We start from the raw sequence: 26,721 nt of genomic DNA on the forward strand, positions 1-26,721 counted from the left end.
TGCCCTTCAGTTAGCCGAGGCGAACCTTCGCCAGCCCTGCCCCGGAGGTCGAGCTGTCGAAGGTCGCGTTCGGGATCTGCACGTTGCTGGTCGAGACGTTGGTGATGACGCCCGTCGCCGGAACGAAATACACGGGGTCTCCGGCCGCGACCGCGACCGACGCCTGCACCCAGATCACGCCCTTGGTCATGACAGCGGCCGTGGCGTACTGGGCGTAGAGGTCGGCGGGCTGGCCCGGATCGAGCACGGTGATGCCGAGGTACTTCGGCGAGGCCGAGGACACCTTGATCTGGTTATCGGCAGTGCCGCGCTGGGCGATCTTGCCAAACCCGATGCCGGCTCCCGTCTCGACAACGCGCGAGACGATGACCGCGGGCTCGGAGTTCGCCACCATGCCTTCCAGCGCGGCGGCGTGAGTGGCGGCGTAAGAGGTCTGAATGGCCATTAGGCTGCTCCCTTGGTCTTCCAGGCGCCCTGGAGGTCATCGACCATCTTGGCGTGCGCGGAGGTCCCGTCGGCGGTCTGACGCGGTGACCCAGTGCGCAGAGCGTCGCGGACGGGGTCGGTCGTGTTGGAAGCGGCCAGGGCCCGGAATGCGCCACCGATAGCGGCGTCGTCCATGTCCTTGGCTGCGTCGCCCAGCTTGGCGACCACGGCGGCGCGGGTGATTTCGGCGTCGGTCTTGCCGTCGACCACGAGCGCGTCGCCGGCGATGGCCTTGGCGTCGGCGATGGTCTTGGTCCGGGCTGCGACGGCGGCGTCGAGCTTGGCGGGCGTGAGCGCCGCGTCCTCGACTTGCTTCTTCAGCACGGCGATTTCGCCGTCCTTGGCCGACACGGTCGCGGTGAGCTCTCCGACCTTGGCCGAGAAGGCTTCGGACGCCTTGTTGGCGTCGGCCAAGCGCTTCTGCAGAGTGTCGATCACCGTGGCGCCCTGATCGGTAGTCTCGATCGGGATGCCATCGACGATGACCGTCTTGGTGGGCTTGTCGGTCATCGACCGATCTCCTGTGTTTGAGGACGCCTTGTCGCCGATGCGACAGAGAGGACCAGCCCGCCCGGCGTCCACGATGGCGAGATGGTTGGCTCGGATGTTCTTCTGGACGGCGTCGTAGGCCTCGCCCTGGGGCGTCTGGCCGGCGGTCCAGTCGATGTCGCACTGGTAGCCGGCGGAGAGCTCGCGCTTGCCGGCCTTCACGGCCTCGATCGCGGCGGAGTCCATAAGGGTGAGCGGCACCCGAATGAACGTGCCGTCGCGCGCCACCTCGCCGCCCATCATGCCGATGGCGTGCTTCTTCCAGTTGGCCGCCGTCACCATCTCGGCCGGATGGTCGTTAGTGACCGGCCGATGGGCGAAGCTCGCCAGCGAGTCGGCGTGAAAGACCTCGCCCTCGGGACGGTAGACGCGCACTTGCGCCAGGTCCGTCCGGCCCATTTCGGCGCCGAGATAGATCTGGATTCCGGTGCGCGCGATGCGGGCGTCCGCGACCAGGTAGCCGTCGCGCGTCGTCCGGGTGTCCGTAAGGGACACCGCGTCGGTGAACGTGATCGTGGTCATGGTCGCTCCGGCGCGGCGTAGAGTGCTCAGGCGGCGGCGTTCGTGGCCGCCACCTCATCCGGCTGGACTTCGTGAATGCGCAAGTCCTGCCCTGAATGGACGTAGAACGAGCGCTCTTCGCCCGCCGCGACACGGGCGGTCGACCCCTCGAGCGGGTGAATGCCCGCGGGGCCGTTCGCGCCAACAGGGATAGTGGTGACGTCAACGGGCCAGCCGTGGTTGGCCTTCACAACAACAGTCGTGGTCATATTTTTCTCCTTGAAGGTCACTCCGCCCGGATCACGGGCCTCGGGATGCAGCGGCAGTTAATGGGCTGGCCTGGGTGGCCGTCGCTGGGCGGCTCATCCCAGCGAAATGTCTTGCCGTGCCGGGCCCAGTGCGACGGCTTTGCGCCGGGGTATCGGCCTTCGGGGTTTCCCCGGACCCGCTCGTCGTGAACGGTCCACCAGATGTACTCAGTGACGCCCGCTTCCTGCTGACGGATCCGGTTCAGGTTGCCGTTGAATTTGGCGGCCTGATCGCGGGCGATCAACTTGGCCCGGCGCTTGCCGAAGCCGAACTGCGCGTCGAAGGCCTTGGCGATGTCCCTCGTCGACTTGCCCTGCGTGAGCATGTCGATCACCGCGGTTTCGACCCTCTTGGCGACCTCGTCGCTTAGCCCGGTGATCAGGGCCACGGCAGCTGCGGTCGCGAGCTCGATGAGCGGCTCGACCGAGCGCTGCTGCACCACCGCTTTCAGATCCACGCCGATCGCGGCGTTGACGCTTTCCAGCCAGCGGTCATCGTGCCGGACGGCTTCGATGCGCAGCAACCGGTCGACCATCCCGCGAGCGGACGCAATCAGCCGGGCCATGGCGTCGCGCATGCCCCTGAAGGTTTCGCCAAGGCCCATGTCCTGCGTATGCCGGGCCGCTGTGACCTCGGCGGACAGCATGATCAGCGCCTTTGACCGCTCGCCTTCCGCGAGCACCATCCGGATGATGCGTTCCAGCCCGAGCTCGGCGGACCGGCGTGGCGCGATCGGGCGCAGCGCCACCGTGCGGCGCTTGCCGCGCTCGCGGGCCAATTGCGCCAGGTCGTAGCGCATCAGGCGTCCTCGGTGACGCGGGCCTTCCAGTCCTCGTCGACTTCGGCGAAACGCTCCGGACCCAGCAGGATCCGCCCGGCGAAAGGTTCGATCGCGGTCAGATCCACAGACCTGAGCTCGTAGGTGATCGTGATGTGCGGCTGGTACTCCGCGTGATCCCACGAAGCTCCGGCGTCCTCAAACTGCTCATGCCGCCACTGCAGCGCCCGAGAGGAGAACAGCAGCACCACGGCGCCGCCATCGAAACGCTCGACGAGGCGTGCGCCGCCGGCCGGAATCTCCAGGCCGCCATCGTTGTCCTGCGACGACCAGTAGTCCTCGCCGACCTTCATCCAGTCGAGCGGCGTGCGGCTGAAGCAGACCGTCACGTGCAGATCGTCTGAGGCCAGAGTGGTCTTGAACCCCTGCCCTTTGGCCCAGGCGATGATCTCGTCGGCGTTCAGGACGGCGCGGGAGACATAGAGGGTACGCGGCGCGGCGTCGTTTCCGACCAGGCGCAGGTTGGGCCTGGGCAGCGGCGCGGGCTCGACTTCTTCGATGTCGACGCCGAACTCGTCGAAGGCCGACTCGATGCCGGGATAGATGCCGTCCTCGATCAGCTGATTGCGCACGCCCTGGGCGAGCGCCTCGGTCGGGAACAGCCCGCCGTCGAGATAGATCTTGGTGGCCTGCGCCTTCTTCAGCCCGACATCGGCCTTCTCGGTCTCGCTCATCTGCCAGAGCGGCGACCACTCGTACCAGACGTCCGCCGGCCGGCTGCCCAGCGCGTGGCGGATCAGGATCTCGTCGAGCGGCGACACCGTCGGCCTAAGGGAGACTTCCTGCAGGCTAGCGACGTGGTCGTAGTAGTTCCGGATGTCAGCGTCGCCGGTGGCGTTCAGGCCGGTGGGCGATTTGCCGAGCAATCGGGTGACCGGGATGTCAGCCGCGCCAGCTGCTACCTCAAGGAACATGCGAAGAAGCTCGGGGAAGGACTGGAAGTTGAGCTGCTTTTGCTGCCAGATCTCACCCTCCTTCCCGTCGCTGTCGAGCAGCAGGATGTTGTGCAGGCTCTTGATCTGGGCCGCGGCGGAAAACCGCGCCGTCACGCGTGACGTGCCTTCTGGCGTCTGCAGATGGCCGGCAAGGCCCGGCACGTTGATGATGTCCGTCTTGGCTTCCGGCAGCATGCTGGCGACGTGCTGCTGGGACGAGGCGGCGTTCTGAATCGCGTCCAGGATGATCTGCAGGATCGAGTCGCCCCAGCCGTCCGCCGACATGCGCGGGTCAGGCAGCTCGGCGCCGATGAAGCGGATCACGCGCGAGGGGTGGATTCGAACGCCGGCCCGCCCTGCCCCAGCGATCTCGTAGAAGCGCGGCTGGCCGAAGAACGGAGACAGGATGTCCTGCTCCAGCTCGCCGGTGGTGACCTCATTGCGGCTGAGCACGTGCAGGTACTGGACCGCCCCGCGCCCGACTCGGTCCGGAACAAGCGGCTGGGCCGGGTCGGCATCACCGATGCCGATGAAGATGGCCGAGCCGCCGTAAAGCCTGGCCCGCTTCATCGCCGTGGCGACTTTGTCGCGAACGCCCAGCGCGCGCTCGGCTTCTTCGATCGCCTCAATCTGCGTGTTCTCAGCCTGCCACTCGCGCCAGGCGCGCGTCATGTCATGCGGGACGATGTCGACGATCTTCCGCGACAGCCAGTCGCTGCGATACATGGCCTCCAGCTGCTGCGGCTCGATGAGCGACAGCGCGTAAGCGGCGGCGACGGACTTGTCCTTGGAGGTGCCCAGACCGGAGACGAGGTTGATGAGCCGGTCGAAGAAGAGCATTCGTCAGACCACGTTGAGCATGCCGTAAGGCCGCTTCGACATCAGGCGGCCGAAAGCGCCGGAGCTGGCGTCGACCTGGTCCTTGTGAGCCCCCGCCGGAAAGACGCTGAGCTCTTCGAGGTAGGCGTCGTTCCAGTCGCCGCGGATCAGCTTCACATTGCCGGCTTCAGCCTGCGCGGCGAACGGCTCGGCTCGGGTGACCTTGTCGCCGGTCTCCGGCTCGGCATGGGCCCGGAAGCCTGCCAGCATGGCGACGAGATCGCGGGCCTGAACCTTTCCAGCCTGGCCGGGATCCTGCGGCAGGCTGACCTCGACCTCTTCGCCGTCCTGCCCGGCGGTGTTCTTAATCAGGCGGCGAACGTCAGGGCCTTCGGCCTGAACGCGCGCCACGTGTCCGACGTAGAACGTGCCGTCCGGGGCGCGGCCGAGTTTGACTCCGGCCGTGTAGGCCGGGTTGCTGCCCTGCTTCGCCGCGCTCGCGGCGAGGTCCCAGTGGCGAACCCATCGCGTGTTGGCCGGGGCCGCGCCGACGACCTCGAACCAGCCCTTCTTGAACATGCCGCCCTCGCGCGGGGCGGGGCGCTGCTGGAATTGACCGGCGACGGCGTAGGAGCCCATCACCTTCTTGTCACGGTCGACGACATGGCGCGGGAAGCGCGCCGGGAACAGCAGCTCGCCGTCGTCGGTCCGGATGTCCTTGAAGCCGATCGAGGTGACGCACCGCCGCTCGGGCTCGAACTCCATCGGCAGCATCAGGTGCTCGTAGCCGAGCTCCTTGGCCAGAATGATCCCGGACACGTCGCGCTCGTGCAGCCGCTGCATGATGACCACGATGGCGGAGCGGTCCGGATTGTTGAGGCGGGTTGGCACCGCCTCCAGGAACCACTCGTTCACGCCGTCTCGGACCTTTTCGGACCCTGCGTCCTCGACCGAGAGCGGATCGTCGATAATGACCCGGTCGCCGCGGGCGCCGGTGATGGAGCCTGCGGCGACAGCCTCGCGAATGCCGGTCGCCTCGTTCTCGAACTTCTCCTTGACGTTCTGGTCCTTGGTCAGGGCGACGCGGTCGCCCCAGAGCTCCTGATACCAGTCGCTCGCCACGAGGCGGCGGGTGCGCAGGTTGTCGCGAATGGCCAGCTTCTGCGAGTGCGAGGCAGCCACGTAGCGCGTTGACGGCCTGTTCTTCGGTCCCCACTCCCAGGCGGGCCAGAACACGCCGGCCGCCAGGCTCTTCATCGTTCCGGGTGGGACGTTGATCAGTAGGCGGCTGATGTGCCCGTAGGTGATCGCCTCGAGGTGCTCGCAGACCGCGTCGATGTGCCAGCCGTGGACGTAGGGCTGGCCGGGTTCGATGACGGGCCAGGCGAGGCGGATGAACTGGGCAAGCTTTCGCTCGGCGAGCTCCTTACGAACCGCTCGAAGGCTCGGCGGAGGCTTTTGCAAGGATCGCCTCCAGGGCGGCCAGATCTTCGATGGGCAGGCCAGACAAGTCTGGGCCCTGCTCCGTCTTGATCGGGCCGCCATCGCGACCAGTCAGCTCGACCCGGTCCTTAAACAGGCCGAGGTGCTTTCCTAGGTTCACGAGCGCGGCTTGTTTGTCGTGGAACTTGATAGCCACACCATCCTTGGTCTTGCGAACCTCGGAGATGGCGGCGGCTGTGTCGGGGTCGATCTGTTCGCTTGAGATCAGGGCGACGTCGTTGACCACGTGCACCTGGCCAGTCTCGTCCGCGACGGCGATCCCGGCGCCCCAGGCGACCGCCTTTCGGATGTCCGCGAAACCGATCTTCGCCAGTTCGGATATGACGCGCTCGACGGTGACGCCGACCTTGTCTGCCGCCTTACTCAGGATCTCCTCAACTCTGCTCCGGATGTGCTCATTTGCGCTCATCCGCGCAGCATTGGACCGATGAGGTGAGTACCCGGCGAGCGCGTAGGCCTCGTCGGCGGTCGCTCCCTTGGAGATCTCCTGCGCGAACCTTTCGTGCTTGGCGTTCTTGAGGACGGGCATGAGGTAAGGCGCTCGCTTAGATCCGCGCCGGCCCCATTCCATTTGCCCGTCGGTCCACTGCGGGTAGTGTCACCGCACGAGAGTCGGAGCAGCTGGATGACGTTCGAGGATCGAATAAATCGACTGGAGGCGGAGGTGCTTGCGCAGGCTGAAGTGATTCAGCTGTTGCTGACCTGGTTCGCCGATGCCGGCGACGACAACGCTGGGGAGATCGCCGCCCAGATCAAATCTGTCGAGGACAGCTGGGTGGAAAGCCACGGGCCAGACGAGATGATCGTGACGACACTTCGGCAAATTAGGCAGCGCTTCCAGATCTCGCGATCCATCGACGGCGCCATGGACGTAGTGGAAACCAAGCTGACCGGGCTTCCGGAAGGCGTCCCTTGGGACAAGTGGTTCAATCCGAAACGGCCGAGCTAGGCTTCGGTGGCTCGGCGCTGACCACCCGCCCATTCACGACCCTTCGCCCGATCATGTGGCGGCCAACGTCCGCGAGCTGCAGCCCGGCGCCCCGAAGATCGCCGGCACGGGCCTTTGCCGCAGCGTCAGCCAGCATGCGGCGGCGTTCCGCGCATGAACTGCAAGGCATAACTCGCTCCAGGAAAGTCGCCCGGTCTTCGTCGCAGCGCGGCCGGGCAAGCACCGAGATGGGATGATGGCAGCACCCCAGCGACTACGCCCCGAGGGGCGATCTCATCCATATAGGCTTAGCAACAGCCAAACCGTAGCGAATACGACGGATAATCCCGAAACGACCCCGATTAAGACGCAGCGACAAGCTTGCATGGATCGTGCCTAGTCGGACGGCGGCCGGCGCGGGTGAGCCGGGCTATGCCTCCGTCGACGAAAAAGTCGCGCGTGCTTGAGGGCCGAGACAGAAGGCGTTGGGGCGCCGTCGTCGCCGCGCGAAACTGGATTTTGAGAAAAGGAGGGCGTCGCGCCAGAACAGGTTCACCGGATCCGGCATCCTGCTGGCTGGATCGGGAGGCGTGAAACACGCTCTCTTTCCCCGGCGTCCCTCGCACGTTACCCGGGCCGACGCGTGACCGCCGGTAGGCCGGGAGGCTCGTGCGCAAGCCTTGCCGCATGCGTGCAAGTGTTCGCGCAGCCTGTCAAGACGCAGCCTCAAGCTGGGAAGCTTCCAAGATGGCCCGTGTCGGCCGGCCGAACAGCGAGATCAAGATCTGCACACGATCGTTCGGCGCGCACCGTTCCACCTGGGCGTCAAACCTGGCCAAGGGCCCGTCAGTGATGCGGACGTCTTGCCCTTCCCGGAACGCCGTCGCCTTCCGGGTGTCCTTGTCCTTTTTGCTGCCGCTGAGCTCGCCTGCGTCTTCCCGCTCCTTGAGCTTGAGAACGATGCTCTCGTGGATCTGCACCGCGGCCCCGCTGGCGCGCACCAGGTCGATCACCCCATCGAAACCGCCGCCCTTGCGCCAGTCGATGGGTTTCACATCGGTGAGCCTCGACTCCTGACCGGGCAGGAGACCAAGGAACAGATAGCCGGGCAGATAGGGCCTCCGGTCCTCGACAGCTGGGTTGCGGCCGAGCATGGACGAGACCCGGGGCAGGCTGCGGACGATGGCTGCGAGCGCCCGGCGCTGAGCCATGGGATCGCGGATCCGCCCAGCCGCCTCCAGCGCCAAGCTGCGCCGCTCGGATAGGGCCTGGAGCCGCTTCTTGGACTCATGACTGCGGGGCTTTCGCCAGACCACCTCCATCGGGCAGTAGGGCAGGAATCCGGCGAGGCGCAGGTCGTCACAGACGCGCTGCTCCTGGCGGGCGGTGACCTGCACGATGTGCCACCGGGTGACCTGCTCGAACCCCTGATCCTGATCTGCGGCCACGGCGGGCGCGCTCGCGTCCGTGAAGTTCAATTTCGGAATGACCATCGCCTCGTGCCTCTGCCGCCGTTGATCATGCTCACGCTGCGCGCTCCGCGGGGATTTCACTGAGGCGCACGAACGCTCCGGGCTTTCCGTTGTGCCAGGTCTTCAGGGGTGGCTTGCCGCGGGCTTTCGTGACGGCCTCCCATGCCGGGGAGCCCTCGTCCACCCAGGCCCCTGCGGCGGCTGTGGGCCTCCCTGGGGCGGGCTTCACGCCGGCGCTGCGCTCGGCTCTCTCAACCACAGCAGCCACCACGTAGCGCCAGGACGAGAACTCCTTGCCGCGCTTGGCGCGGATGGTCGGGAGGATCTGCTCGGCGAGCGAATAGCCCTTGTCGACCAGGTCGCGGATCGGGGCGAGATCCTTGGGGGCCTGCGAAAGCGGGATGCCCGCCGCGTCGGCCAGATCTTCCAAAATCCCATCATCGACAAGCGCAGCGCGGCCAGGATCGCGGATCGTAGGGCTGCGCTGCTGGTTTTTTTGTTCTTCTTCCTCTTCCCTCCCTCCTCCATCCTCCATCTGCGGCGACTTTTCGGAATCGCTGGGGGAGGACTTCGGAAGCTCTTCCGTAGTGGTTCCGGAATAACCGACGAACTCGGCCATCTCTTCCGTAAGCACTTTCGATGAGTTGGGGCTCTTGGGCCGCTGAAAACGGCGGAAGTTCCGGATAGCTCCGTATGCCTTGCCGTTCGCGCTGAACCTCCGGACGAAGCCAAGTCCCTCGACCTCGTCTAGCAGGCCCGGAAGGTCGATGTTGTCTACTGGGAAAAGCCGAGCCTTCAATGTGAGCGGCTTCCATTCAAAGACGCCGTCGTCGAATGCCTCCGTCCATAGTCCGATGAGAAACAGCCGCGCATGAACGGAGGCCGACATGAATGCTTCGTCCGTGAACAAGCCGGGGTGGACGCTCCTAATCCTCGCCACGGATTTCCTCCTCAATAAACGCGTCTAGTTCTTTTCGAAATTGAGTCCAGCTACGGCACTGCTTGGCGAAGCGTTCCAGCCAGTCGATGTCCATGGCGTGCAGGACAGCCTCCTCCATCAACTGCATAGCCGCCGCCTCGTTGAGGTAGCGAAGCCGACGCCTGAGGATGCCTCTGATGTAGTAGAGCCTACGCAGATAAGGCTTGTCCTTGGACAACTGTAGGACAGCGGCCACTCTAGCGATCATGCTGAACGCGCGCGCAGCGCTCTCATGAGTGACGTTGCCGTCTGGCCCACGTTCGCAATAGGACTCCGCTGACGACTGTGCTGCATCCAGGACTAGCTCTGCCCCGAACCTCTTGACCATCCTGCGCAGACTGTCGCGACCGCCCTCTGATAAGCCCAGACCAGGACACGCCAAACTCTTGATCACCTTGCCCTCAATCGTGGCAAGTTGGTCTTGCTCGAGGTTGGCTAGCTGGTCCCGCCACTGGATCAGCATCTCCAGTTGCGCGCGGCGCTCATTCAGTTGCTCGAGTTCTGCACGCTGACGGTCCAGAATGTGCGTCTCGTCCAGGGTCTTGTCGCTCTTCCCGCTATTGCACTCAAAGCAAGACGTGACGAGGTTCATCGGATCGTTGTCGCCGCCATTGGCGACGGCGTTGATGTGGTCGCACTGGAGCACGACGTCGGGGGCCTTCCGACCGCAATACTGGCAAGTGAAACTGTCGCGCTTGAAGACCTCGAAGCGCACGCTGTTGCGGATGGGCTTTCGTTCCCTCATCACGCGGTCCTCGCATCAAGCCGGCGCTGGTGGGCGGCGATTCCATAAATGACCGCGGTGTGATCTTGGCGGTTCATAAACCGGGCGATCCGCTTGTAAGACCAGTTCGTCCGCTGGCGCAGTTCCCACATGACTTCATGCCGCGCCAGCATGGGGACGATCTTGCGGCTTCGGCTAAGAAGCATGCGGAGCTTGACGCCGTACTTCATGCAAATGGCATCACGGATGGCGTGCCCGAGAGGCGCATACAGATGGGCTTCGTAATCGGAGCGCCTCTCCTGCTCTCGGATGGGCTTCAGCGGCTGGGACTGCTGCGGGAAAGGCTCAGCGGCCGGCTCAGGCACCGCCTCCGCCGCGGGGGCAGGCGAACGAGGAACCAGCGCCAGGGCGGGCCGCTGAACGACCGGCTGGGCCACGCTGATCCCCATGCGCCGACGGGCGGCTCGGTAAGTTTCACGCTGCTGCTGAAGTGCTGTCTGCATGGCTCTGCGCCTTCGCAAGTGAATAGAGGGTTTTGGCGGCGTCCCGCAGCTCGGCGAGCCGGACGCGCTTTTGTTCGATGTCGTGGGTGGGCCACGGAGCGCCCTTGCGGTCGGGGTCCAGCAAGCGGCTGATGCGGGCCTCGAGGCCGGAAGCCTGAAGCGAGACAGCGTCGGCCTGGGCGATGAGCGGGGTCATGGCTTCCTCCGCGACCAGCCGAGTTCCGGCTTGCCGTCGAAGTTCTGATGCCAGATGAACCAAGCGAAGTCGGACGTGCCGCCGCCGGCCTTGATGCCAGCCTCGATCACGGGACCGGGCGGCATGGACGGGCGCGGGGTGATGAACAGCACCCGGCGCAGCGGGGTGCTCTCCAGCCAGCGCGAGCGCTCGTCGCCGTGAACCCAGGCCGAAGGCAGCAGCATCGCGACCTTGTCCATCGCGACCTCCAGCGCGCGGGTCACGAAGGCCTCGGCGTGCTTGAAGGGCGGGTTGGAGATGACGTTGTTGGCGCCGACGCGCTCAATCAGGAAGTTGCTGACGCGGGCGCAGTCAGGGCTGCGCACCACGATGTCCTCGCCCCAGGCGTGCAGCCCCGCCATCTGGGCGGCGCGCACGATGCGCCCGGTTCCGCAGGCCGGGTCGAGCACGGTGCCCCTGAAGCGCTCCACCGCGAACAGGCGCTCGCTGACCCATTCGGGCTCGACGTACCAGTCGTCGGGATGCCGGGCCCAGAGATGAGCGTTGAGCTTGACGGGAGCATTCATCGCACCGTCTCCACCACCTTCATGCGGTAGAAAAGCTCCATGGCTTTGCGGCGCAGGCGGTAGGCCGCGTCCTTGGCGGTGCCGGACGACTTGAGCTCCTCCACCACGACTTCGCCGCGCTCATTCAGGTAGCGGAAGTCCGGCGTGTAGGTGCAGAAGTGCTGGCCGTCGATCTTCACGGGGAAGGACGGCTGGACCTGCAGGTCGTGGATGACGCCGGCGCGCTGGAGAAGCTTGAGCTCGGAATAGCGCATCATCTCCTTCTTCGAGGCGAAGGTGATCCCATCGAGGGTGCGTGCCTCGACAGGGGCGACCGCGAAGCGGGACCGGCTCATGCCGCGCGCTCCTCTGCGGCGAGGATGGCGCGGCCGATCAGCTCGGGGATCTGGGGAACTACGGCGTTGCCGAGCCCTCTAAGCTCGTCCAACCGTCCGGGAACCCCATCATGCCCTCCACACACGAACGGCAGGGAATGCCTTTGAAAAGCGCCGACAAGCCTATCTGCTTCCCGATACGCATCCGGCGCTGGATAGATGGCATGGACACGTCGCCCCTGTCCCTGTTGTCCGACGCCAGCGGGGTAGGCAACAATCCAGAGGCGGTCGCGTCGGTGAGGTGCACCAAGGGTCGAAGCAGGAATGCAGTTCCATTCCGCGTCATACCCGAGCGTGGCCAGCGGCCCGAGAATATCTCCAAGCCATCCATCAAGCAGCTCTGGGCTGTTCTCCACGATGACGAGGCGGGGTCGTAATTCGCCAATAAGCCGCGCGAACTCATACCAGAGCCCCGAGCGTTCTCCGGCAAGACCAAGACCGGAGCCTGCTGTCGAGAGGTCCTGGCAGGGGAAGCCTCCGCAGATGACGTCAACGCCAATTCCATCTGCGGCCAGGCGCTCTGCGGTAAGGGTGCGGACGTCATCGTAGCAGGGGACTCCAGGCCAGTGTTTCGCGAGGACGCGGCGGGCGAACGAGTCGATCTCGCAGAACGCCACGGTCTGAAAGCCGCCCGTGCGCTCCAGGCCGAGCGAGAAGCCACCGATGCCGGAGAAGAGATCGAGGACGCGCATCACCGTCCGCCTCCCCGGTGAGCGTCACAGCGCAGCGGGCCTGGCTTGCCGCAATAGCGCGGCTCCTCGCCCTTGCGACGGGGGAGGATGGCCAGGCAGCAGGGGTCACGCCCGACCAGCTGGCGAAGCGTGAGTCCCTGCGGATGCGACCAGACGAGAACGGGCTGACCCATCACGCCACCCCGCTCAGATTGAAGGCGGACAACACCGGCTTTTTCGGCGTGTCGCGGCGATTGACCTTCGGTGCGTCCTTCACCTTGCCGCGGTAAGCGATGGCGGCGTGGTGCGGGCAGTACGGGCCGGCGCCCTCGTGTGTGTGGCCGCAGAACTGATGCGAGCCGGATTGGCTGAGGGCGACTGGATAGCGGCACGAGTCCGCCGTGAGCGCGAGCAGGCTTAGCCCGAGAGGAGGGCTAGGCAGCGGCGGAGGCTCGGGGTTGAATGTCGCCCCTGCGGCGACTTTCGAGGCTCCTCCCAGCTTGGGCGCATGCGATGCGTCCCGGCCGCTGGCGCTCGGCGTCACGACAGTCAGCGCGGCGCGCCGGAGCTGAACGGAGCGCCCTCGCCTGCCCGCAGCCGCCGCGACGATGCGCTTGTCCTGCTCGGCCTTGGCCGCCCCGAAGTTGAGGCCGAGCCGAAACGCCTTGCCAATCACCGAGCTGCGCGTGACGCCACCGCCGAGTTCAGCCGCGACCTGAGAGGCGCTGAGGCCGAGGACGATCAGTTTGCGCAGGATCTCGACGCGGTCGTCTGTCCAGGGGACCGCCATTACGCCATCCCCAGCGCTTCAAGATACAGCTCGAGGATCGCTTCCTCTTCCTTCCGCGCGGCGTGGTCCTGCCGGCGGATGGCGACGATCTTCTTGATGATCTTGGTATCGAAGCCAGTTCCCTTCGCTTCCGCGTAGACATCGCGGATGTCCTCTTCCAGGGCCTTCTTCTCTTCGTGAAGGCGCTCGACCCTCTCGATGATGGCTCTCAGCTGGTCGGCGGCGATACCGTTGTCGCCGACGCTGGCGTTCCGCGCAGCCGCAGGTGCGTGCGTAGCAGCTCCCATGCCAACCCCGATCACTGGCCGCACTCCACGTCGGCCAGCACGCGGGCGCGGGCGCAGGTGAGCGTGCGGATGGCGTCGTCGAGATCCTTGAGCAGCGGCAGAGCCTCGGCGGCGGTGATCTTGCCGTCCCCGGTGGCGTCCAGGAGCTTGGCGACGAACTCGGCCTGCTCCACACAGGCGCGGCCAGCCAGAACCGTCACGCCCTCGTTGGTCGTGTGGCTGGGCAGGAACGCGCCGCCGGCCAAGGTGCAGAGATGCTCGATGGGCGCGCGGGCGCCGGCCACGACCAGGTCGCACACCGCCGCAAAACTGATCTCGGCCGGATGCTGCGGGTCGCTGTAGTTGTACGTCTGCTTGAGCTTCTTGCGGATCCGCTCGGCCACGCGCTTGGGGCCGCCGATCTCGGCGAACATCCGAGAGATGACGTGCTTGGTGGTAAAGTAAGCTCTCGGCTTTACCGGGTTAAACGCTGCGTGCGCATTCATTTCTCGACTCCCCAAAGTCGGCTGGAAACGGATGTACTGACTTCCACTGGAAGGTCCTGAGCACAGGCGCGACTGTTCAGCCGCCGCCTTCAGGCTCGGGAGCAAAATCGATGGATGATCACTGGTTCAGCCTCGCCGACCTGGCGCGGATCGAGGTGACGAAGCTGGGCCTCCGGCCTCGGAACGACAACCACTCCGGAAAGGCGGCCGGAGGCGAAGCCCCGGCCGCAAGTCAGGGAGGAAGCGCCCAAGGAGGGCTGGACGTGGACGCTTACGGCGCCCGATCGACCCGCGACGACGCTCGCTGCGTCTCCGCGCGCCGCCGCAGATAAGCGCTGGTCCTCGCGGGCCAGCTCGTTCCAGATCTCAGCCTCGGAGCACCCGCGCCTCTGCGCGATGGCGGAGGTGTCGAGGCCCACGCGCATGTCGTCGCGGATGGACCAGGCAGAAGGCGTCATGCTGCCGCTCCATGACCCGTGTTGTCCTGGGACGTGCCTATGAAGTCGTTGGCAGTCACGGCTCCTCTGGTCACCTCGCGTATTCGCCGCATGTGCGCCGGCCGAGGTGTCCTCTGGCCTTGCACGTAGCGCGTGACCGATGCTTGCGAGACGCTGATTTTCGCAGCGAAGTCACTGTGGGAGAGGCCATGCTTGGCGAGATAATCGGCGAGCTTCATGGCAGATGGAATACCAATTTGGAATTTTATCGTCAACCTAAAAATACCATATCGGTCTTAGACCAACGGTCGGCTGCCCCTTACCGTTTCGGTATGAGTGAACTTCGCCGAATCAGAGAAGCAAAAGGCCTCAGCCAGCAGAAGTTGGCCGAGCTCGCAGGCACATCTCAGCCGCAGATCCGGCGACTTGAAGTGGGCGAGCGTGAACTGACCAAGAGTTGGGCGGATCGCCTAGCGCCCTTTCTGGACGTGCGATCGGAAGATCTCCTCTACCCGCCCGACCGAGATTCCGAGATTACTCGAACAGCCGAGGACGAAGCCGATCTGATCAATGTTCCGCCGGCCGGCATCGTTGAAGTCGACGTGCGGGCGGGTATGGGCGGGGGCGGCGTTGTTCAACACGCGTATGTGAGGAACGGCGTCGAGGTTACGACCGTCGACGCTCTTAAGCCGGAACCTTGGCTGCTTCCATCGAGCTTTGTCCGCGACGAGTTGCGAGCACCGGCTGCGCGCCTCGTTGTGCTTGAGACCCAGGGCGACAGCATGAGCCCGACCATCGAACCGGGCGAGCGCGTTTTCGTAGACACGGGGCACCGCACGCCCAGTCCGGACGGGATCTATGCGCTCCGGGACCGGTTCGGGTTAGTGATCGTCAAACGGCTACAGGTTTCGCGCGGACGGGACTCTGCACGGGTCAGGATCCTTTCGGACAACTCCAACCACCCTGAGGAAGAGGTGGGACTTGAGGAGATTGAGGTGGTCGGCCGCGTCGTTGCAGCGATCAAACGCCATTGATACCAAAATATTCCAGATTGGTATTGACTAGATAGACCGTTTTGGTATTGTGCCTCCGTCATCAGGACGGAGGCGGACTTGCCCCACACCAACTTCCTTTCCCTCGCCCAGCTTAGCGCTCTCGCGCCGGGCGATCTGGTCAAGCACCGAGCTGACGACCTCTGGTTCGAGCTGACGCTGCTCTCCGAGCCGCGTGACATCGGCGGCGGCCGGCTGCTGGTCAACGCGATCGGCATCCTGCCCGGCCGCCCCGGCGTCAGCTGCGGCTTCGACATCATGGCCGGGCCCGACGGCGGCAACATGCCCGCCAGCCGCGTCCGCTTCGCCGCCGACCTCGAGCAGGCGGCGGCATGACCGGCCACTTCATCGACTTCATCCGGCCTTGGGCCATCGCGGGTGGCCTCGGGATCATCGCCATCGCCGCCACCGAATACCTGGTCGACCGCCTCGCTTTGCTGCGCAGGCGCTGAGGAGCCACGTCATGACCGACCTTTCCCCTCACCTGAGAACACAGGCTGAAAAGCGGCAGGCGATCGTCCATCTCGACGCCCTCACCAAGGTGCTGAGACAAGCCGAGGACGAGCTGGCCCAGCTGAGGCAGGCGAGCCCTGCCGAGTACGCCCGCCTCACCGACGGTAACGGCGATGTGGTGTTTGGCTTCCGGCTTGGGGCCTGCGCTTTGGCCAATGATCTGCACGACGAGATCCACGCGATCGGCGCCTACCTCGAGCATGCAGCGCAGCGGGACCTCGATCGCCGGTTTGCGGAGGACATGCCCGACCGGGCGGTGATCCCCTTCCGCCGGCACAGCCAAGCCGTCCCCGTCACAGCCGACGGCGGGGACTCGGCGGCATGACCGAGGAAACCCTGATCCTCGTCCTCGCCCTCGCGACCTGCCTGGGCTTCCCGCTGATCACGATCGGCGGCGCCTGGCTGCTCTACCGACCCCGCCCGGGCGACGAGCAGCACGAGCAACTCACCAACGTCGAACCCTGAAGGGAACACAGCCATGAGCGCCGCTCTGGAACAGAACGACTTCGCCTGGTGGGACTCGGCCCGCGCCGGCCTGAACCCGCCGATCCACGAGAATGACCCGCAGTGCGGCTATTTCCGCATGCGCTCCGGCAAGGGCGGCCCGTGGCTCCCCGTCTGCATCTATCGCGACGGCGGCCAGCTCCTCGCCTTCAAGGGCGACGAGTCCGTCGACCCGCATCAGATCTGGACCTGGGTGGCCCGCCGGCCGATCAGCTACGAGCTTTACACCGCCGTGGCGGACCAGGGCCAGCCGTGGCCGGAGGACATCGCCTCCGAGGTCGAGCAGCACGCCGAGGCTCTGCCGGAAGACGCCTCCGAGGAGGACAAGATCAAGGCGCAGATCGCGGCTCACGAGGCCGCCTTCGCCAAGTACCTCGCCGATTGCGGCGGCTCGATCACGACCGAGGATCAGGACGCCAAGGCCGAGACGTTCCGGGCCGAGTTCCTCGCCCTGCAGAAGAAGATCGCGGCGCTCCACAAGGCCGAGAAGGAGCCTTTCCTGGAGGGCGGGCGCAAGGTCGACGCCAAGTGGAAGGCGCTCGAGGCCCGGGCCGAGGATGGCAAGAAGCGGATCGGCGCGGTGGTCACGCCGTTCCGGGTCGAGCGCGACCGCAGGCGCCAGGAGGAAGAGCGGCGCCGGGCCGAGGCTGAGCGCAAGGCCCGCGAGGACGCCGCTCGCGCCGCCGCCGAGGCTGCGGCCGCCGGCCAGCCCGCGCCGGAGCCGGCGCCCGTCGCGCCGGTCGCCAGCCGCCGCGCGGCGCCGCCGTCCGGTCTGCGCACCGTCCGCGTGCTTGTGATCGACGACCTCCGGGCCGCCCTGACGCAACTTGCCGCGCTCAACGATCCGCCGGCCGAGCTGGTCGAAGTGGTCCGCGTGATCTCCCGCCGGATGATCGAGGCCGGCGTGTCTGTCTCCGGTTGCCGCATCGAAGAGCAGAAGAGGGCCTAACCATGAGCCTCGCTGAAGACACCAACATCGAACATCTCCCAGCGCGTCGCGATCGATCCCCGGTGACGGCAGGTCAGTCCATCCGGGCCATCGTCCCGCGTGACTTGAACGAGGCCTTCCGGGTCGGTGAGGCCATCTTCCAGTCAGGTCTGGCCCCATACGGCCTGGACTCCGCTCAGAAGGTCTGTGTGGCCGTCATGTACGGGCTGGAGATCGGCCTGCCGCCTATGCAGGCCGTGCAGTCGATCGGCATCATCAACGGGCGGCCTGGCATCTACGGCGATGCCGCAATCGCCCTCGTGCGCGCCTCCGGCCTGATGCTGTCGTTCAAGGAATGGATCGAAGGCGAGGGCGACGAGCGCGCAGCAGTCTGCCGGGTCCAGCGCAAGGGCGAAGAGGTCGTCGAGGAGAGGTTCTCCGTCGCCCAGGCGAAGAAGGCCCGGCTCTGGGACGAGCGTCCCATCGTCAAGAAAAAGGGCCGGAGCGGCGAGTGGTACGAGGCCCAGAACGACTCGCCTTGGCACAAGTACCCGGATCGGATGCTGAAGTTCCGGGCGCGCGGTTTCCTGTTGCGCGACACCTTCGCCGATGTGCTCAAGGGCCTTGCGACGGTCGAAGAGCTTCAGGACATCACCCGGACCACGGAGGATGAGGCTCCCGCCCCGATCCGGCGCGCCCCGCCGCCTCCGCCGTCGCTCGCGGCGCCGCAGCCGCCCGCCGTCACGATCCCGACCGAGCAGGCCAAGCCGGAGCCGGTCGCGGTCGAGCAGCCCGCGCGCCGCGCGCCGCCCCCGCCGCGCTCGGCCCAGGCCTACACCGAGATGGGCCAGCTGAGTTCGGCCCCTGCACCGAACTCCGCCACCCAGGCTGTCGAAGAAGCGTCGGATGGCGACTTGCTGGAGGACCTCCGCAACGACTTGGTGGACTGCAAGACAGCCGCCGATTTCGACCGCGTCCGCGACGCCTACATGCCGAAGGTCGATCAGCTCGACGAGGACGCCAAGCGGGAAGCCGGTCGGATCTGGAACGAGTTCTTCACCCCGTTCTTCGACGCCGAGCAGAAGGCCGCCCGATCCAGCGCCGCGGAATCCAAAGAGGACGGTGACGATGGCATGACGCCAGTCGAGCGCGTCCTGCTGGACGAAGCCCGCTCCGCATCCCTGGAAGGCGTCCGCGCCCTCAAGTTCTGGCTCGGCAAGCGCCACGCGAACGAGATGTCGTTCCTCGAGGCACACAAGGACAGCCTCATGCAGGCTGCCCGGCAGGCTGACGAGGGCGTCTGATCATGGCTCCGCTCCCGTTCCGCTGGTCAGGAGAGGCTTTCGAGCCTCTCCGCGGTTTCGCCAAGCGCGCGAACAACCTGTTCGTGGTGGGCGAAGTTTATCGCCTGGAGCCTGTCGAGGACCGTTCCAGCGCGTCGCACAAGCATGAGTTCGCTTGGCTCAAGGAGGCCTGGCAGAACCTGCCTGAGACTCTGGCCGAACAATACCCGACGGCCGAACATCTTCGGAAACGGGCGTTGATCGACGCCGGTTTCTACGACGAGACCATCGTCGACGCGGGGACGCAGGCCGCAGCCATTCGCGTCGCGTCGTTCGTGCGGGCGCGCGAGGAGTTCACCCTCGTCATCGTGCGCGGCACCTTCGTGGTCACCCGAACCGCCAAGAGCCAATCCGTCCGGGCGATGGGGAACAAGGATTTTCAGCGTAGCAAGGCCGCGATCATGGACGTGGTCTCGGAGCTGATCGGCGTCACGTCTACCGAGCTCGCCCGCAACGCCGGGAGGGCCGCCTGATGGTGCACCAGTCTGACCTGTTCGATCTCCTGGCCTATCCGGCGGCGCCCGGGGCCAAGACCGACGGGCCCAGCGCGGAAGCGGCGGAGTCCATGCGCCCGAGCGCGGAGTATCTGCGCGGCCAGGTGCTGGAGATGCTGCGCCGCCATCCCGCCGGCATGACGGCCGACGAGTGCGCGCAGATGATGCGGCGTTCCGTGCTGTCGATCCGGCCGCGCTTTTCGGAGCTCGTGGCGCGCTCCCTCATCACCGACACCGGCGAGCGCCGGGTGAACGAGAGCGGCCGCAACGCCACGGTCTGGTCCGAGCGGAGGCCGGCGTGAGCACGCGCGAGCACCGCAAGGCCATCCCGATCGGCGTCAAGATGCAGGCCTGCTTGCTGCTGCTGGGCTTCACCGAGGACGAGATCGCCGGCGGCGCCGTGCAGTGGGACCATCATCCGGCTTTGGCATTGCGCTTCGTGGATCCGGAGACGGGCGAGATGTCGCCGGCCCCGAACGATCCGCGCTATCTGCGCCCGCTGCGCAAGGCCGAGCACGCCGAGAAGACCTTCGGCCGCAAGGCGACGACGGCGGGCTCGGATGTGGGGCTGGCCGCAAAGGTGAAGCGTCTCGACAAGTCCGAGGCCGAGTTCCGACGGCGTCTGCTGGCCAAGAGCGAGCCGACCGCCTTTCTCCCGATGGATCACGAGGACCGCGGGCGCAAGCGCGCCTGGCCGTCCCGCCCGTTCCCGTCCCGCAAGCACGCCCGCAACCCGAAGGCCCGCACCCATGCAGACTGACGCAGAACTGAGAGAAGCCGTGGCGCGCAAGATGACGGGCGAAGCCGGCTACAAGTGGGACGAACTCACGGGCGGCGAACGGCGTGGCATGTGCCTGTCCGCAGACATCGCGATTAGGCTTGTCGTGGCCCGCTGCGCTGAGGTGGCGGTTCGCATTGTCCCGTCTGCACGGCAGCGAACATCAGCCGAATATCACGCTGGATGGAGCGCAGCGCTTGAAGCTGCGTCGGCCGCCATCCGCGCCCTCGCACCCCAGGAGCAGAGCCATGACTGACGCAGGTCCGGCGCGGGTCGAATTGCCGCCAGGATGGCTTCGCAGGGACACCACACGAGCCGCAGCGCGACTGGAAGAGTGGGCCGCGAGGGCCGCACAGAGGAGCAGAGCCATGACTGACGACAGCCGCGCGACTGCGATCCGCATCATCGCCGCCCATTTCGAGCCCGGCGTGCGCATGGAAGGACCGTCTGACCTGTCCAAGCGCCGCGCTTCCGATGTCGTTGACGCATTAGAAGAACACGGGCTGTTCGCCGTCCCCGCCCCCGCTGACCTGAATGCAGAAGCGCTGGAGAAGGCGCTGGCGCTGGCGAATTGGCTGACGGAATTGGCCGACGAGATGCGGGACAGCGCCTACAATCTGGAGCAGGACATCGTGCCCGGCGAGGTCAACGCCCCCGTGTATCGCCGGACCGTCGCCAAATCGCGCGCTGACGCATTCAAGGCTCTGGACGCTGCCTCCGCCCTCCGTGCATCCGCCGCCCGCGCCGCCGCAGACAAGGCGCGGATCGAGGAACTGACGGAGGCGCTGAAGCCGTTCGCGGAGTTCATCGACGGGACCGGACCGTTGTGGGCGGACGAGAGGCGCATCTCAACGCTCAACTACGACTTTGACAAGCTGACGCTCGGGATATTCCGCCGCGCCCGCACCGCCCTCTCCGCCCACCCCGAGGAGGCCCCCTACGTCCCGGCCATCGTGGACTACCCCGACAGCGGCCACTCCGAACTGGTCCTGCGGGACGTCCCGGTGATCGGCGGCGGTGAGATGGGCGTCACGGTCCTGCGCGACATGCACACCCGCGAGATCGTCGGGTTCCGGTGGCGGACGCCGCGCGCGCTCACCCCCGAGGGGACCGCCGAAGCGGTCAAGGACATGCGGGCCGATATGCTGGGAGGGGCGGATGACTGAGCTGAATGCAGAAGCGCTGGAGGGGCTGCTGAAAGAGGCGGCCGAGCTTCCCAACCCCAAGACGAACCTGCTCACGCACAACGAGCGCGAGTTGATCGACTTCTGCCAGCAGCTCGCCTCCGCCCTCCGTGCATCCGCCGCCCGCGAGGCGAAGCTGACGGAAGCGCTGGAAGAGTGCCGCGACCTGACGTCGAAGGGCACGCTATCCGCGCTAGAGGAGATCGGGCGCGTCGCTGCCGCCGCCCTCTCAGCCCTCCCCTCAGAGGAGCCCGCCCATGACCGCTGAAATCACCTGCAAGTGGTGCAGCAAGCCGATCCTCCCCGGCGAGCCCAGCGCCTACGCGCCGACCGTTGGTTATCACGAGCATATGCACTGCGTAACCGCGCGGGGCTCAACCTCAGTAACCCTGCCCTCGGATAGCGCGCAGCTTCAAGACGCCATCTCCGCCCTGCGCTCGCTCAACAAGGCGCTCATCGCCCGCGCCGAGGCCGCCGAGAAACGCTACCAAGCCGCCGTGCATGGCCGCATGCAGTTTCGCCAAGCCTTCAGGGAAGCCCGCGCCCGTGAGGCCGTCCTCAAGGCTCGGATCGATAGGGAGGCGCTGGAGCGTATCTCCAATCTCGCCGCTGAACGCGCTGCGAAGAACGCCGGCGTTGCTCCGCAACTGCTGTACGCGCCCATCCTATGGACCTTGCAGGATGCGCTTCATGGCGATCATCCGAACGCAGACCTGCCGACCGGCGCCGCCCGCCCCTCAGAGGAGACGAGAGGGTGACGGATCCGGTTTACCTGTCCGACGACGAGCTGCGCGACCGCCTACGGCCTTCGATGGGACAAGTGCGGTTCCGGAAGGTCCTCCTGGAGTTGGAGCGACGCGGCTTTCCGCGTCAGGACGCCGTGTTCGGCGGCCGCTACTGGCCGGCGGTTCGCGCCTGGCTGGACGCCCGCCATGGCTTAAACGATCATTCGATTGCACCGGCGATAGACGGAGAGGAAAACTTCGATGGCGGATCGCAGCGCGACCCCCGGCCTCGTGCGCCGCAAGCGAAAGGCCGGCGTGGCGCTCTACTGGAGCGCGCTGAGCCTCAGCCGAAACGCCCGGCTCTTTCCAGATCCGTTGATCCGTTTACCAGCCGACGCCACGGCCGCGGAGCTGCAGGACCTGTGTGAGACCTACACCGCTCGTCTGAACCTCTGGCTTGCGGACGGCCCAGCCCAGCGCTGGCGCTACGACGGCACTGTGGCTGGACTCTGCGACACCTTCGAGCGGCACCCTGACAGCCCCATCCACGAGGTGAAGCGCAATACGGCGGACAGCTACGTCGACAGCCTGAAGGTGATCCGCGCAACGGTCGGAGCCCGCGCGATCCGCGCACTCGTGCCGATGGACGTAAAGCGCTGGTACGGCCAATGGCGCGCGCCGGCGAAGGACGGTGGCCCGGAACGGGTGAAGCGGGCGCACGACGCCGTGGCCACGTTTCGCATGGTCCTGCGCTTCGGGTTCGCGCTGGGCCACAAGGAGTGCGGCGCCCTGGCCGAGCAACTCAAGATGATCCGCTTCGAGCGCAGCGGTCGGCGTGAGGGCGAAATGACAGTTGAGCACGTGCGCGCCTTCGTGGCTGCCGCGCTGCGGGCCGAGCGACTGCCTGAGCATTGCCGCCTGTCCATGGCGATCGGCGTCGCAACCCAGTTCGAGACCATGCTGCGGCAGAAGGACGTGATCGGCGAGTGGAGCGGGCCCAGCGCGCGGGATGCCTGGTTGGGATCATACACCTGGGAAAACCTCCCCGGCGGCATTCTCCGGCTGAAGACGAGCAAGGCGAAGCGCCTGGCCGTCTTCGACCTAACCCGCATGGAGCTGGTCTGGCCGTTGCTACAGAGCGTGCCGCAGGCCGATCGCGTGGGGGCTGTGGTGAAGGGTCCGGCAGGCGACCCCATCCGCGAACGAACCTACCGCAAGTGGTTCCGCGAGATTGCTGGCTTGGCCGGGATCCCGGCGACCGTCTGGAACATGGATTCCCGGGCGGGAGCGATCACCGAGGCCATGGAAGCCGGGGCCGATCCGGCGGCCGTCAGCGACGGCGCCACGCACTCGAGCTTGACCATGACAAAGCGCTACGATCGGCGTGTGGCCGAGCGGATCCTCACTGTGGCAGAAGCGCGTAAGGCACGCCGATCGGCACCCTGAAATGAGGATTTCACCCAAATTCCTTACACGAATCGCTGTCTCCTGAGTTCACTGTATTGGGACAGAGATAAGTGGACCGGTCGTGATGGCTCGGACGCGATGTGACCAGGGCGGCATAGAAATGTGTCTTTTAACGCTCTCGGCTCAGGTTGTGCTATGTCGAGTCGCGGTTCGCCGCCTGATGAGAATGTACTAGGGTAAAACGTGTGAGCGCTTCAGCCGAATCTACCCCAACCCTCCGCTCAATTTCGCCGTTCCGCTATCCTGGCGGTAAAGCATTTCTGTACAAATATTTGCTTGCACGGCTTGAATCTCTTCCCAGGGGAAGCCGATACTACGCTGAGCCGTTTTGCGGCGGCGCGGGCGCAGCTGTGATCCTCCTTAAGCTAGACGCTGTGGAGCAGCTTCACTTAAACGACGCTGATCCCAAAGTGTTCTCGGCATGGCACTCCATCCTTCAACAGCCCCAACGCTTCGCCGAGGCAATTATTAAAACACCCGTTGATCTAGAAACTTGGCATAATTGCCGCAAAATCGTTGAAAGCACGAGCGATATCGGCTTTGAGCTCGGGTTCGCAACTTTTTTCCTTAACCGGACCAGCCGCTCCGGTATTGTAATTGGGGCAGGACCAATCGGCGGGTACGATCAACGAGGCGTATGGAAAATTGACGCGCGGTTCAATCGAGAAGCGTTGGCCGACCGCGTTCTCTGGCTGGGCACGATGAAGGACCGCATTCGACTGACCAGGGAAGATGCCTTGACGTTCTTGGCACGATCGCCAAAACGCTTGCCGATTGAGCAGACACTTTTCTTTGTAGACCCGCCATACGTAACAGCCGGCGGACGCCTCTACCTTAACGCAATGAACGAGGGCAAGCACATCGCTCTCAGTGACATGCTTCAGGACGGAACCTTACCGCACTGGGTTTTGACCTATGACGACCACCCGCTCATTCGCCGCTTGTACGAAGCGCAGCCAGTGAAAGACCTCGCTGTGACCTATAGTCTCCAAACAAAACGGAAGGAGCGCGAAATTCTGATAAATGATCACGACGCGTTGGCGTAATCTAGGTATTCGCCTAGCCATCGGGTCAGCTCGTGCACGCGTTCCGAGCCGTCAATCGAAACGCCTTGAGTTGCCAGCTGAAATCCCTGCCAAGCACGACGCGGCAGTCGCAGCCTATCAAGGATAGCCATATGGAATTGATGTAGCGTATTCCAGAATGCATCGTCGAAAACTCGGTAAGGAATTATTGTAACGTAGACGCGATTGCCAGTCATGTGATCGAACATATAAGCCTGGCCAAAAACACGCGCATGCTCTTTGACCGGCTTGTCACGCCAGTTTCGTCCGCTGGCCGTCTGCCCAAAAAAGAATGCAGTGGGCGGCGGCATGCCTTCTGCAGTCCACGCAATCACATCAACGCCGCCGTCCTTCTCGTGCGGAGAAACGTAGGCGCTAGGAGGATTTCGGACGGAAAAGCCGCCCCCCATCGCCGCAGCCCTTGTCAGCAACTCAATGATCGTTTCGCGCGACTGCCGAGGCCAACCTACGCTGAATGCGGGTCCAGTGGCGAGGCCCGCTAGCCCTAACGTCGCCACGATCTGAAAAATTTTGTTACGCAATTGGGTTAGCAGATCTCCGGTCGGGGGCAATGCAAGTATTGTAGAGCCTGACACATGCGTTGTGATAAGACAAATCATGTAGAACGAGAATCGAGGCTCTCGCCAATTCTCATTCAATATGAGCTCCTCGCCAGATTCATCTAGTTCGAATGGATAAGTATCGCCCAGGGTTCGCCGACGAAATTCAACTTCATTCTCCAGCGACTCGATACGCTGTTCACGCCTGCGATCGCGTTCACCGATGTCGTCTTCAGCTGTTTCTTCGAGCTCCTGCAGTGACCCAAGCAAGGCGTCGAGCCGCGCCAGTCCAAATGGACTGAAAAGCGCCGTGAGTTCCAGCCAATCGACGAGGTCATCGGCAGCGAGCGTCAGCGTAGGCGAATCCACAGGGATTGGCATTCTCTTAGTTCGTCAGCTTGTCGTCGATGGACGCATCAATATGACGCCGAACAATATTGGCGCGCTTGACGACTGAGTCCGCGATCTGCTGCAACTCAGGCTGCCCCTGAGGGTCAAAGCCCTCAAGCGTCGCTACAGCGTGCTGAAGTTCCGCGTTAGCCGTAATCAGATGAGTTTGGAAACGAACATTGGCGGGTGTCGCGGTTACGATTGCCTCCTCAAGATTGTTTCGAGAAGCTAAGATGCGTACCGCAGCTGGGGACGCCAATACATCACGAAGCCGTCCGAGATCGGGATTCTGGCTTTTGACGACGGGCTCCAGGTCGCGTTCCTTGGATCCATAGAGCCAGATCAGAAGGTTTCGTAGCTCAGCAAACCTTCCTGCAGGGACTGGGTCGCGATCTGGATCCGCAGCGCGATCAGGACGACTCATGCCAAGGAAAGTTGTGAACTCCTCATATGCCAGCCCAGTGTATAGGTGCGAAAAGCTAAACGCCTTCTTTGACCTATCGCTTATTTCATAAATACCCTCTCGATCCGCCTGATCCAGAAGGTAATGGGCCGCAACCATTCGGTGAATAGTCTTGTGTTGGTCGCCCATGCGACTGGCAATCTGCTGGAGGCTTAGGTGAGGCTGCCCGTCCTGTTTTTTACGATGCTCATCATCGAGCCAACGCGCAGCAAAGCGCGCCTTGGCGAACGCATCCCAAGATTGCGGGCCATTGATATGCTTGAACCCTATCAGGTCTCGCGCAGCGTCTTCAGTCTCGACGCGATAAACGAGAAGTTCATCAAGCGTAGCGCGCACGTCGGCTTCTAAGGGGGGCGTAGAAACGCGCGCCATTTTGGCCAATTCTGGATCGCGCAGAACCTTCACAGCCGCAAGGCGGCGATTACCCTCGAGCACAGCCAATCGGCCACCTCGCTCGATAACGATCAACGGTTCGATGTTGATATAGCCACTGGTCGAAATTGATTGAACCAGCTCAGAGAGGTCGGCCGAAGATGCCAGCATGGACACCACGGCGCTGTCGCTAGAGCCGGCCGGCTGCTTGTCCGGCGTGAAACGTGGATTGTTCTTGTCGAAGTCCAGCAACTCGACCGGCACTTTCTCCGCCTGACCGATAGGTGGAAGGTGAGATATGCCGTTGGCCATCTGGGTTCCGGAGGTTGATCCGGCGCAGAGCATCCCACGCCGCCCGCTTAGCTGCTAACCCCGTGGTTTGAACCCGCCTCGGTCGCCGAGTCAACCGTAGCAAGGGAACCACGAACGCTTCGGATCCTCAATCGCTGAAGTGGTCAGGCCCAGCGGTCGGTCAGTGGCTGGATGCCAACGAGAACACCGTCCGAACGTTCCGTCCGAACGTCGTCTGAAC

The 26,721-nt window shown here is 64.8% G+C and carries 37 protein-coding genes; 16 read left to right on the forward strand and 21 right to left on the reverse strand.

Annotation, left to right across the window (positions count from 1 at the left end):
* Positions 1-10: 10 nt before the first annotated feature.
* Genes ABEG18_RS13110 through ABEG18_RS13140 form a run of 7 tightly spaced genes read right to left on the reverse strand, consistent with a single transcriptional unit; the run spans position 11 to position 6,469 of the window.
* The gene (locus ABEG18_RS13110) at positions 11-445 is read right to left on the reverse strand and encodes a DUF2190 domain-containing protein (protein ID WP_406858501.1); all 435 of its coding nucleotides are present in this window, start codon (positions 443-445) and stop codon (positions 11-13) included.
* Positions 445-1,557 (reverse strand): DUF2213 domain-containing protein, encoded by a 1,113-nt coding sequence (locus ABEG18_RS13115; RefSeq protein WP_406858502.1) that lies wholly within the window; start codon positions 1,555-1,557, stop codon positions 445-447. The genes ABEG18_RS13110 and ABEG18_RS13115 overlap by 1 nt, the downstream gene beginning before the upstream one ends.
* 26 nt (positions 1,558-1,583) lie before the next feature.
* The gene (locus tag ABEG18_RS13120) at positions 1,584-1,805 is read right to left on the reverse strand and encodes a hypothetical protein (protein ID WP_406853501.1); all 222 of its coding nucleotides are present in this window, start codon (positions 1,803-1,805) and stop codon (positions 1,584-1,586) included.
* Positions 1,806-1,822: 17 nt separating this feature from the next.
* A complete protein-coding gene (locus tag ABEG18_RS13125; RefSeq protein ID WP_406853502.1) occupies positions 1,823-2,644 on the reverse strand; it encodes a phage minor head protein in 822 nt (273 codons plus the stop codon).
* Positions 2,644-4,458 carry an anti-CBASS protein Acb1 family protein gene (locus tag ABEG18_RS13130; RefSeq protein ID WP_406853503.1) on the reverse strand — a complete coding sequence of 605 codons (1,815 nt, stop codon included), beginning with the start codon at positions 4,456-4,458 and terminating at the stop codon, positions 2,644-2,646. Before ABEG18_RS13130 ends, ABEG18_RS13125 begins: the two co-directional genes overlap by 1 nt.
* A gap of 3 nt (positions 4,459-4,461) precedes the next feature.
* Positions 4,462-5,901: a phage terminase large subunit gene (terL, locus tag ABEG18_RS13135; protein WP_406853504.1), complete on the reverse strand. Its 1,440-nt coding sequence runs from the start codon at positions 5,899-5,901 to the stop codon at positions 4,462-4,464.
* The gene (locus tag ABEG18_RS13140) at positions 5,864-6,469 is read right to left on the reverse strand and encodes a terminase small subunit (RefSeq protein ID WP_406853505.1); all 606 of its coding nucleotides are present in this window, start codon (positions 6,467-6,469) and stop codon (positions 5,864-5,866) included. The genes terL and ABEG18_RS13140 overlap by 38 nt, the downstream gene beginning before the upstream one ends.
* Before the next feature lie 96 nt (positions 6,470-6,565).
* Between ABEG18_RS13140 and ABEG18_RS13145 the strand changes: the two genes are divergently transcribed.
* On the forward strand, positions 6,566-6,889 hold the full coding sequence (locus ABEG18_RS13145) for a hypothetical protein (RefSeq protein WP_406853506.1): 324 nt from the start codon (positions 6,566-6,568) through the stop codon (positions 6,887-6,889).
* 692 nt (positions 6,890-7,581) lie between these two features.
* Here the strand turns inward: ABEG18_RS13145 and ABEG18_RS13150 are convergent.
* From ABEG18_RS13150 to ABEG18_RS13205, 12 genes are all read right to left on the reverse strand, one after another.
* Entirely contained in the window at positions 7,582-8,361 is a 780-nt protein-coding gene (locus tag ABEG18_RS13150) for a transcription termination/antitermination protein NusG (protein WP_406853507.1), read from the reverse strand.
* 31 nt (positions 8,362-8,392) lie between these two features.
* The gene (locus tag ABEG18_RS13155; protein WP_406853508.1) at positions 8,393-9,229 is read right to left on the reverse strand and encodes a hypothetical protein; all 837 of its coding nucleotides are present in this window, start codon (positions 9,227-9,229) and stop codon (positions 8,393-8,395) included.
* 37 nt (positions 9,230-9,266) lie between these two features.
* The gene (locus tag ABEG18_RS13160; protein ID WP_406853509.1) at positions 9,267-10,064 is read right to left on the reverse strand and encodes an HNH endonuclease; all 798 of its coding nucleotides are present in this window, start codon (positions 10,062-10,064) and stop codon (positions 9,267-9,269) included.
* Positions 10,064-10,546, reverse strand: a complete 483-nt coding sequence (locus tag ABEG18_RS13165; protein ID WP_406853510.1) for a helix-turn-helix domain-containing protein — start codon at positions 10,544-10,546, stop codon at positions 10,064-10,066. The genes ABEG18_RS13160 and ABEG18_RS13165 overlap by 1 nt, the downstream gene beginning before the upstream one ends.
* Entirely contained in the window at positions 10,518-10,742 is a 225-nt protein-coding gene (locus tag ABEG18_RS13170; RefSeq protein WP_406853511.1) for a hypothetical protein, read from the reverse strand. Before ABEG18_RS13170 ends, ABEG18_RS13165 begins: the two co-directional genes overlap by 29 nt.
* On the reverse strand, positions 10,739-11,308 hold the full coding sequence (locus ABEG18_RS13175; protein ID WP_406853512.1) for a hypothetical protein: 570 nt from the start codon (positions 11,306-11,308) through the stop codon (positions 10,739-10,741). The genes ABEG18_RS13170 and ABEG18_RS13175 overlap by 4 nt, the downstream gene beginning before the upstream one ends.
* A complete protein-coding gene (locus ABEG18_RS13180; protein WP_406853513.1) occupies positions 11,305-11,643 on the reverse strand; it encodes a DUF1064 domain-containing protein in 339 nt (112 codons plus the stop codon). Before ABEG18_RS13180 ends, ABEG18_RS13175 begins: the two co-directional genes overlap by 4 nt.
* Positions 11,640-12,374 (reverse strand): DNA cytosine methyltransferase, encoded by a 735-nt coding sequence (locus ABEG18_RS13185; RefSeq protein WP_406853514.1) that lies wholly within the window; start codon positions 12,372-12,374, stop codon positions 11,640-11,642. Before ABEG18_RS13185 ends, ABEG18_RS13180 begins: the two co-directional genes overlap by 4 nt.
* Positions 12,375-12,546: 172 nt before the next feature.
* Positions 12,547-13,143 carry a GcrA family cell cycle regulator gene (locus ABEG18_RS13190; RefSeq protein ID WP_406853515.1) on the reverse strand — a complete coding sequence of 199 codons (597 nt, stop codon included), beginning with the start codon at positions 13,141-13,143 and terminating at the stop codon, positions 12,547-12,549.
* The gene (locus ABEG18_RS13195; RefSeq protein ID WP_406858605.1) at positions 13,143-13,430 is read right to left on the reverse strand and encodes a DUF2312 domain-containing protein; all 288 of its coding nucleotides are present in this window, start codon (positions 13,428-13,430) and stop codon (positions 13,143-13,145) included. The genes ABEG18_RS13190 and ABEG18_RS13195 overlap by 1 nt, the downstream gene beginning before the upstream one ends.
* 11 nt (positions 13,431-13,441) lie before the next feature.
* Positions 13,442-13,915 carry a hypothetical protein gene (locus ABEG18_RS13200; RefSeq protein ID WP_406853516.1) on the reverse strand — a complete coding sequence of 158 codons (474 nt, stop codon included), beginning with the start codon at positions 13,913-13,915 and terminating at the stop codon, positions 13,442-13,444.
* Positions 13,916-14,369: 454 nt separating this feature from the next.
* Positions 14,370-14,591 (reverse strand): helix-turn-helix domain-containing protein, encoded by a 222-nt coding sequence (locus ABEG18_RS13205; RefSeq protein ID WP_406853517.1) that lies wholly within the window; start codon positions 14,589-14,591, stop codon positions 14,370-14,372.
* On the opposite strand from ABEG18_RS13205, the gene ABEG18_RS13210 reads away from it, so the two are divergent.
* From ABEG18_RS13210 to ABEG18_RS13280, 15 genes are all read left to right on the forward strand, one after another.
* The gene (locus ABEG18_RS13210; protein ID WP_406853518.1) at positions 14,562-15,386 is read left to right on the forward strand and encodes an XRE family transcriptional regulator; all 825 of its coding nucleotides are present in this window, start codon (positions 14,562-14,564) and stop codon (positions 15,384-15,386) included. The genes ABEG18_RS13205 and ABEG18_RS13210 overlap by 30 nt on opposite strands.
* Positions 15,387-15,464: 78 nt before the next feature.
* Complete coding sequence (locus ABEG18_RS13215) at positions 15,465-15,740, forward strand: hypothetical protein (RefSeq protein WP_406853519.1); 276 nt, start codon at positions 15,465-15,467, stop codon at positions 15,738-15,740.
* A gap of 127 nt (positions 15,741-15,867) precedes the next feature.
* The gene (locus ABEG18_RS13220) at positions 15,868-16,242 is read left to right on the forward strand and encodes a hypothetical protein (RefSeq protein WP_406853520.1); all 375 of its coding nucleotides are present in this window, start codon (positions 15,868-15,870) and stop codon (positions 16,240-16,242) included.
* Positions 16,239-16,382 (forward strand): hypothetical protein, encoded by a 144-nt coding sequence (locus ABEG18_RS13225; protein WP_406853521.1) that lies wholly within the window; start codon positions 16,239-16,241, stop codon positions 16,380-16,382. The genes ABEG18_RS13220 and ABEG18_RS13225 overlap by 4 nt, the downstream gene beginning before the upstream one ends.
* A 13-nt stretch (positions 16,383-16,395) precedes the next feature.
* Entirely contained in the window at positions 16,396-17,370 is a 975-nt protein-coding gene (locus ABEG18_RS13230; protein ID WP_406853522.1) for a hypothetical protein, read from the forward strand.
* A 2-nt stretch (positions 17,371-17,372) separates the two neighbouring features.
* On the forward strand, positions 17,373-18,653 hold the full coding sequence (locus ABEG18_RS13235; protein WP_406853523.1) for a hypothetical protein: 1,281 nt from the start codon (positions 17,373-17,375) through the stop codon (positions 18,651-18,653).
* Positions 18,654-18,655: 2 nt separating this feature from the next.
* Positions 18,656-19,165 (forward strand): hypothetical protein, encoded by a 510-nt coding sequence (locus ABEG18_RS13240; protein ID WP_406853524.1) that lies wholly within the window; start codon positions 18,656-18,658, stop codon positions 19,163-19,165.
* Positions 19,165-19,488: a hypothetical protein gene (locus tag ABEG18_RS13245; protein ID WP_406853525.1), complete on the forward strand. Its 324-nt coding sequence runs from the start codon at positions 19,165-19,167 to the stop codon at positions 19,486-19,488. Before ABEG18_RS13240 ends, ABEG18_RS13245 begins: the two co-directional genes overlap by 1 nt.
* Complete coding sequence (locus ABEG18_RS13250; protein WP_406853526.1) at positions 19,485-19,946, forward strand: hypothetical protein; 462 nt, start codon at positions 19,485-19,487, stop codon at positions 19,944-19,946. Before ABEG18_RS13245 ends, ABEG18_RS13250 begins: the two co-directional genes overlap by 4 nt.
* Complete coding sequence (locus ABEG18_RS13255) at positions 19,936-20,220, forward strand: hypothetical protein (RefSeq protein WP_406853527.1); 285 nt, start codon at positions 19,936-19,938, stop codon at positions 20,218-20,220. The genes ABEG18_RS13250 and ABEG18_RS13255 overlap by 11 nt, the downstream gene beginning before the upstream one ends.
* Positions 20,213-21,130 carry a hypothetical protein gene (locus tag ABEG18_RS13260; protein ID WP_406853528.1) on the forward strand — a complete coding sequence of 306 codons (918 nt, stop codon included), beginning with the start codon at positions 20,213-20,215 and terminating at the stop codon, positions 21,128-21,130. The genes ABEG18_RS13255 and ABEG18_RS13260 overlap by 8 nt, the downstream gene beginning before the upstream one ends.
* Entirely contained in the window at positions 21,123-21,416 is a 294-nt protein-coding gene (locus ABEG18_RS13265) for a hypothetical protein (protein WP_406853529.1), read from the forward strand. The genes ABEG18_RS13260 and ABEG18_RS13265 overlap by 8 nt, the downstream gene beginning before the upstream one ends.
* A complete protein-coding gene (locus ABEG18_RS13270) occupies positions 21,406-21,906 on the forward strand; it encodes a hypothetical protein (protein ID WP_406853530.1) in 501 nt (166 codons plus the stop codon). Before ABEG18_RS13265 ends, ABEG18_RS13270 begins: the two co-directional genes overlap by 11 nt.
* A gap of 228 nt (positions 21,907-22,134) precedes the next feature.
* Positions 22,135-23,319: a hypothetical protein gene (locus ABEG18_RS13275; RefSeq protein ID WP_406853531.1), complete on the forward strand. Its 1,185-nt coding sequence runs from the start codon at positions 22,135-22,137 to the stop codon at positions 23,317-23,319.
* A 206-nt stretch (positions 23,320-23,525) separates the two neighbouring features.
* Positions 23,526-24,386 carry a DNA adenine methylase gene (locus ABEG18_RS13280; RefSeq protein ID WP_406853532.1) on the forward strand — a complete coding sequence of 287 codons (861 nt, stop codon included), beginning with the start codon at positions 23,526-23,528 and terminating at the stop codon, positions 24,384-24,386.
* Here the strand turns inward: ABEG18_RS13280 and ABEG18_RS13285 are convergent.
* Together ABEG18_RS13285 and ABEG18_RS13290 are read right to left on the reverse strand one after the other, a co-directional pair.
* Positions 24,368-25,345, reverse strand: a complete 978-nt coding sequence (locus ABEG18_RS13285) for a hypothetical protein (RefSeq protein ID WP_406853533.1) — start codon at positions 25,343-25,345, stop codon at positions 24,368-24,370. The genes ABEG18_RS13280 and ABEG18_RS13285 overlap by 19 nt on opposite strands.
* Before the next feature lie 4 nt (positions 25,346-25,349).
* The gene (locus ABEG18_RS13290) at positions 25,350-26,501 is read right to left on the reverse strand and encodes a ParB N-terminal domain-containing protein (RefSeq protein WP_406853534.1); all 1,152 of its coding nucleotides are present in this window, start codon (positions 26,499-26,501) and stop codon (positions 25,350-25,352) included.
* Between the last annotated feature and the right edge of the window lie 220 nt (positions 26,502-26,721).

Source organism: Alsobacter sp. KACC 23698 (assembly GCF_045348435.1).
Taxonomy (GTDB): Bacteria; Pseudomonadota; Alphaproteobacteria; order Rhizobiales; family Beijerinckiaceae; genus Alsobacter.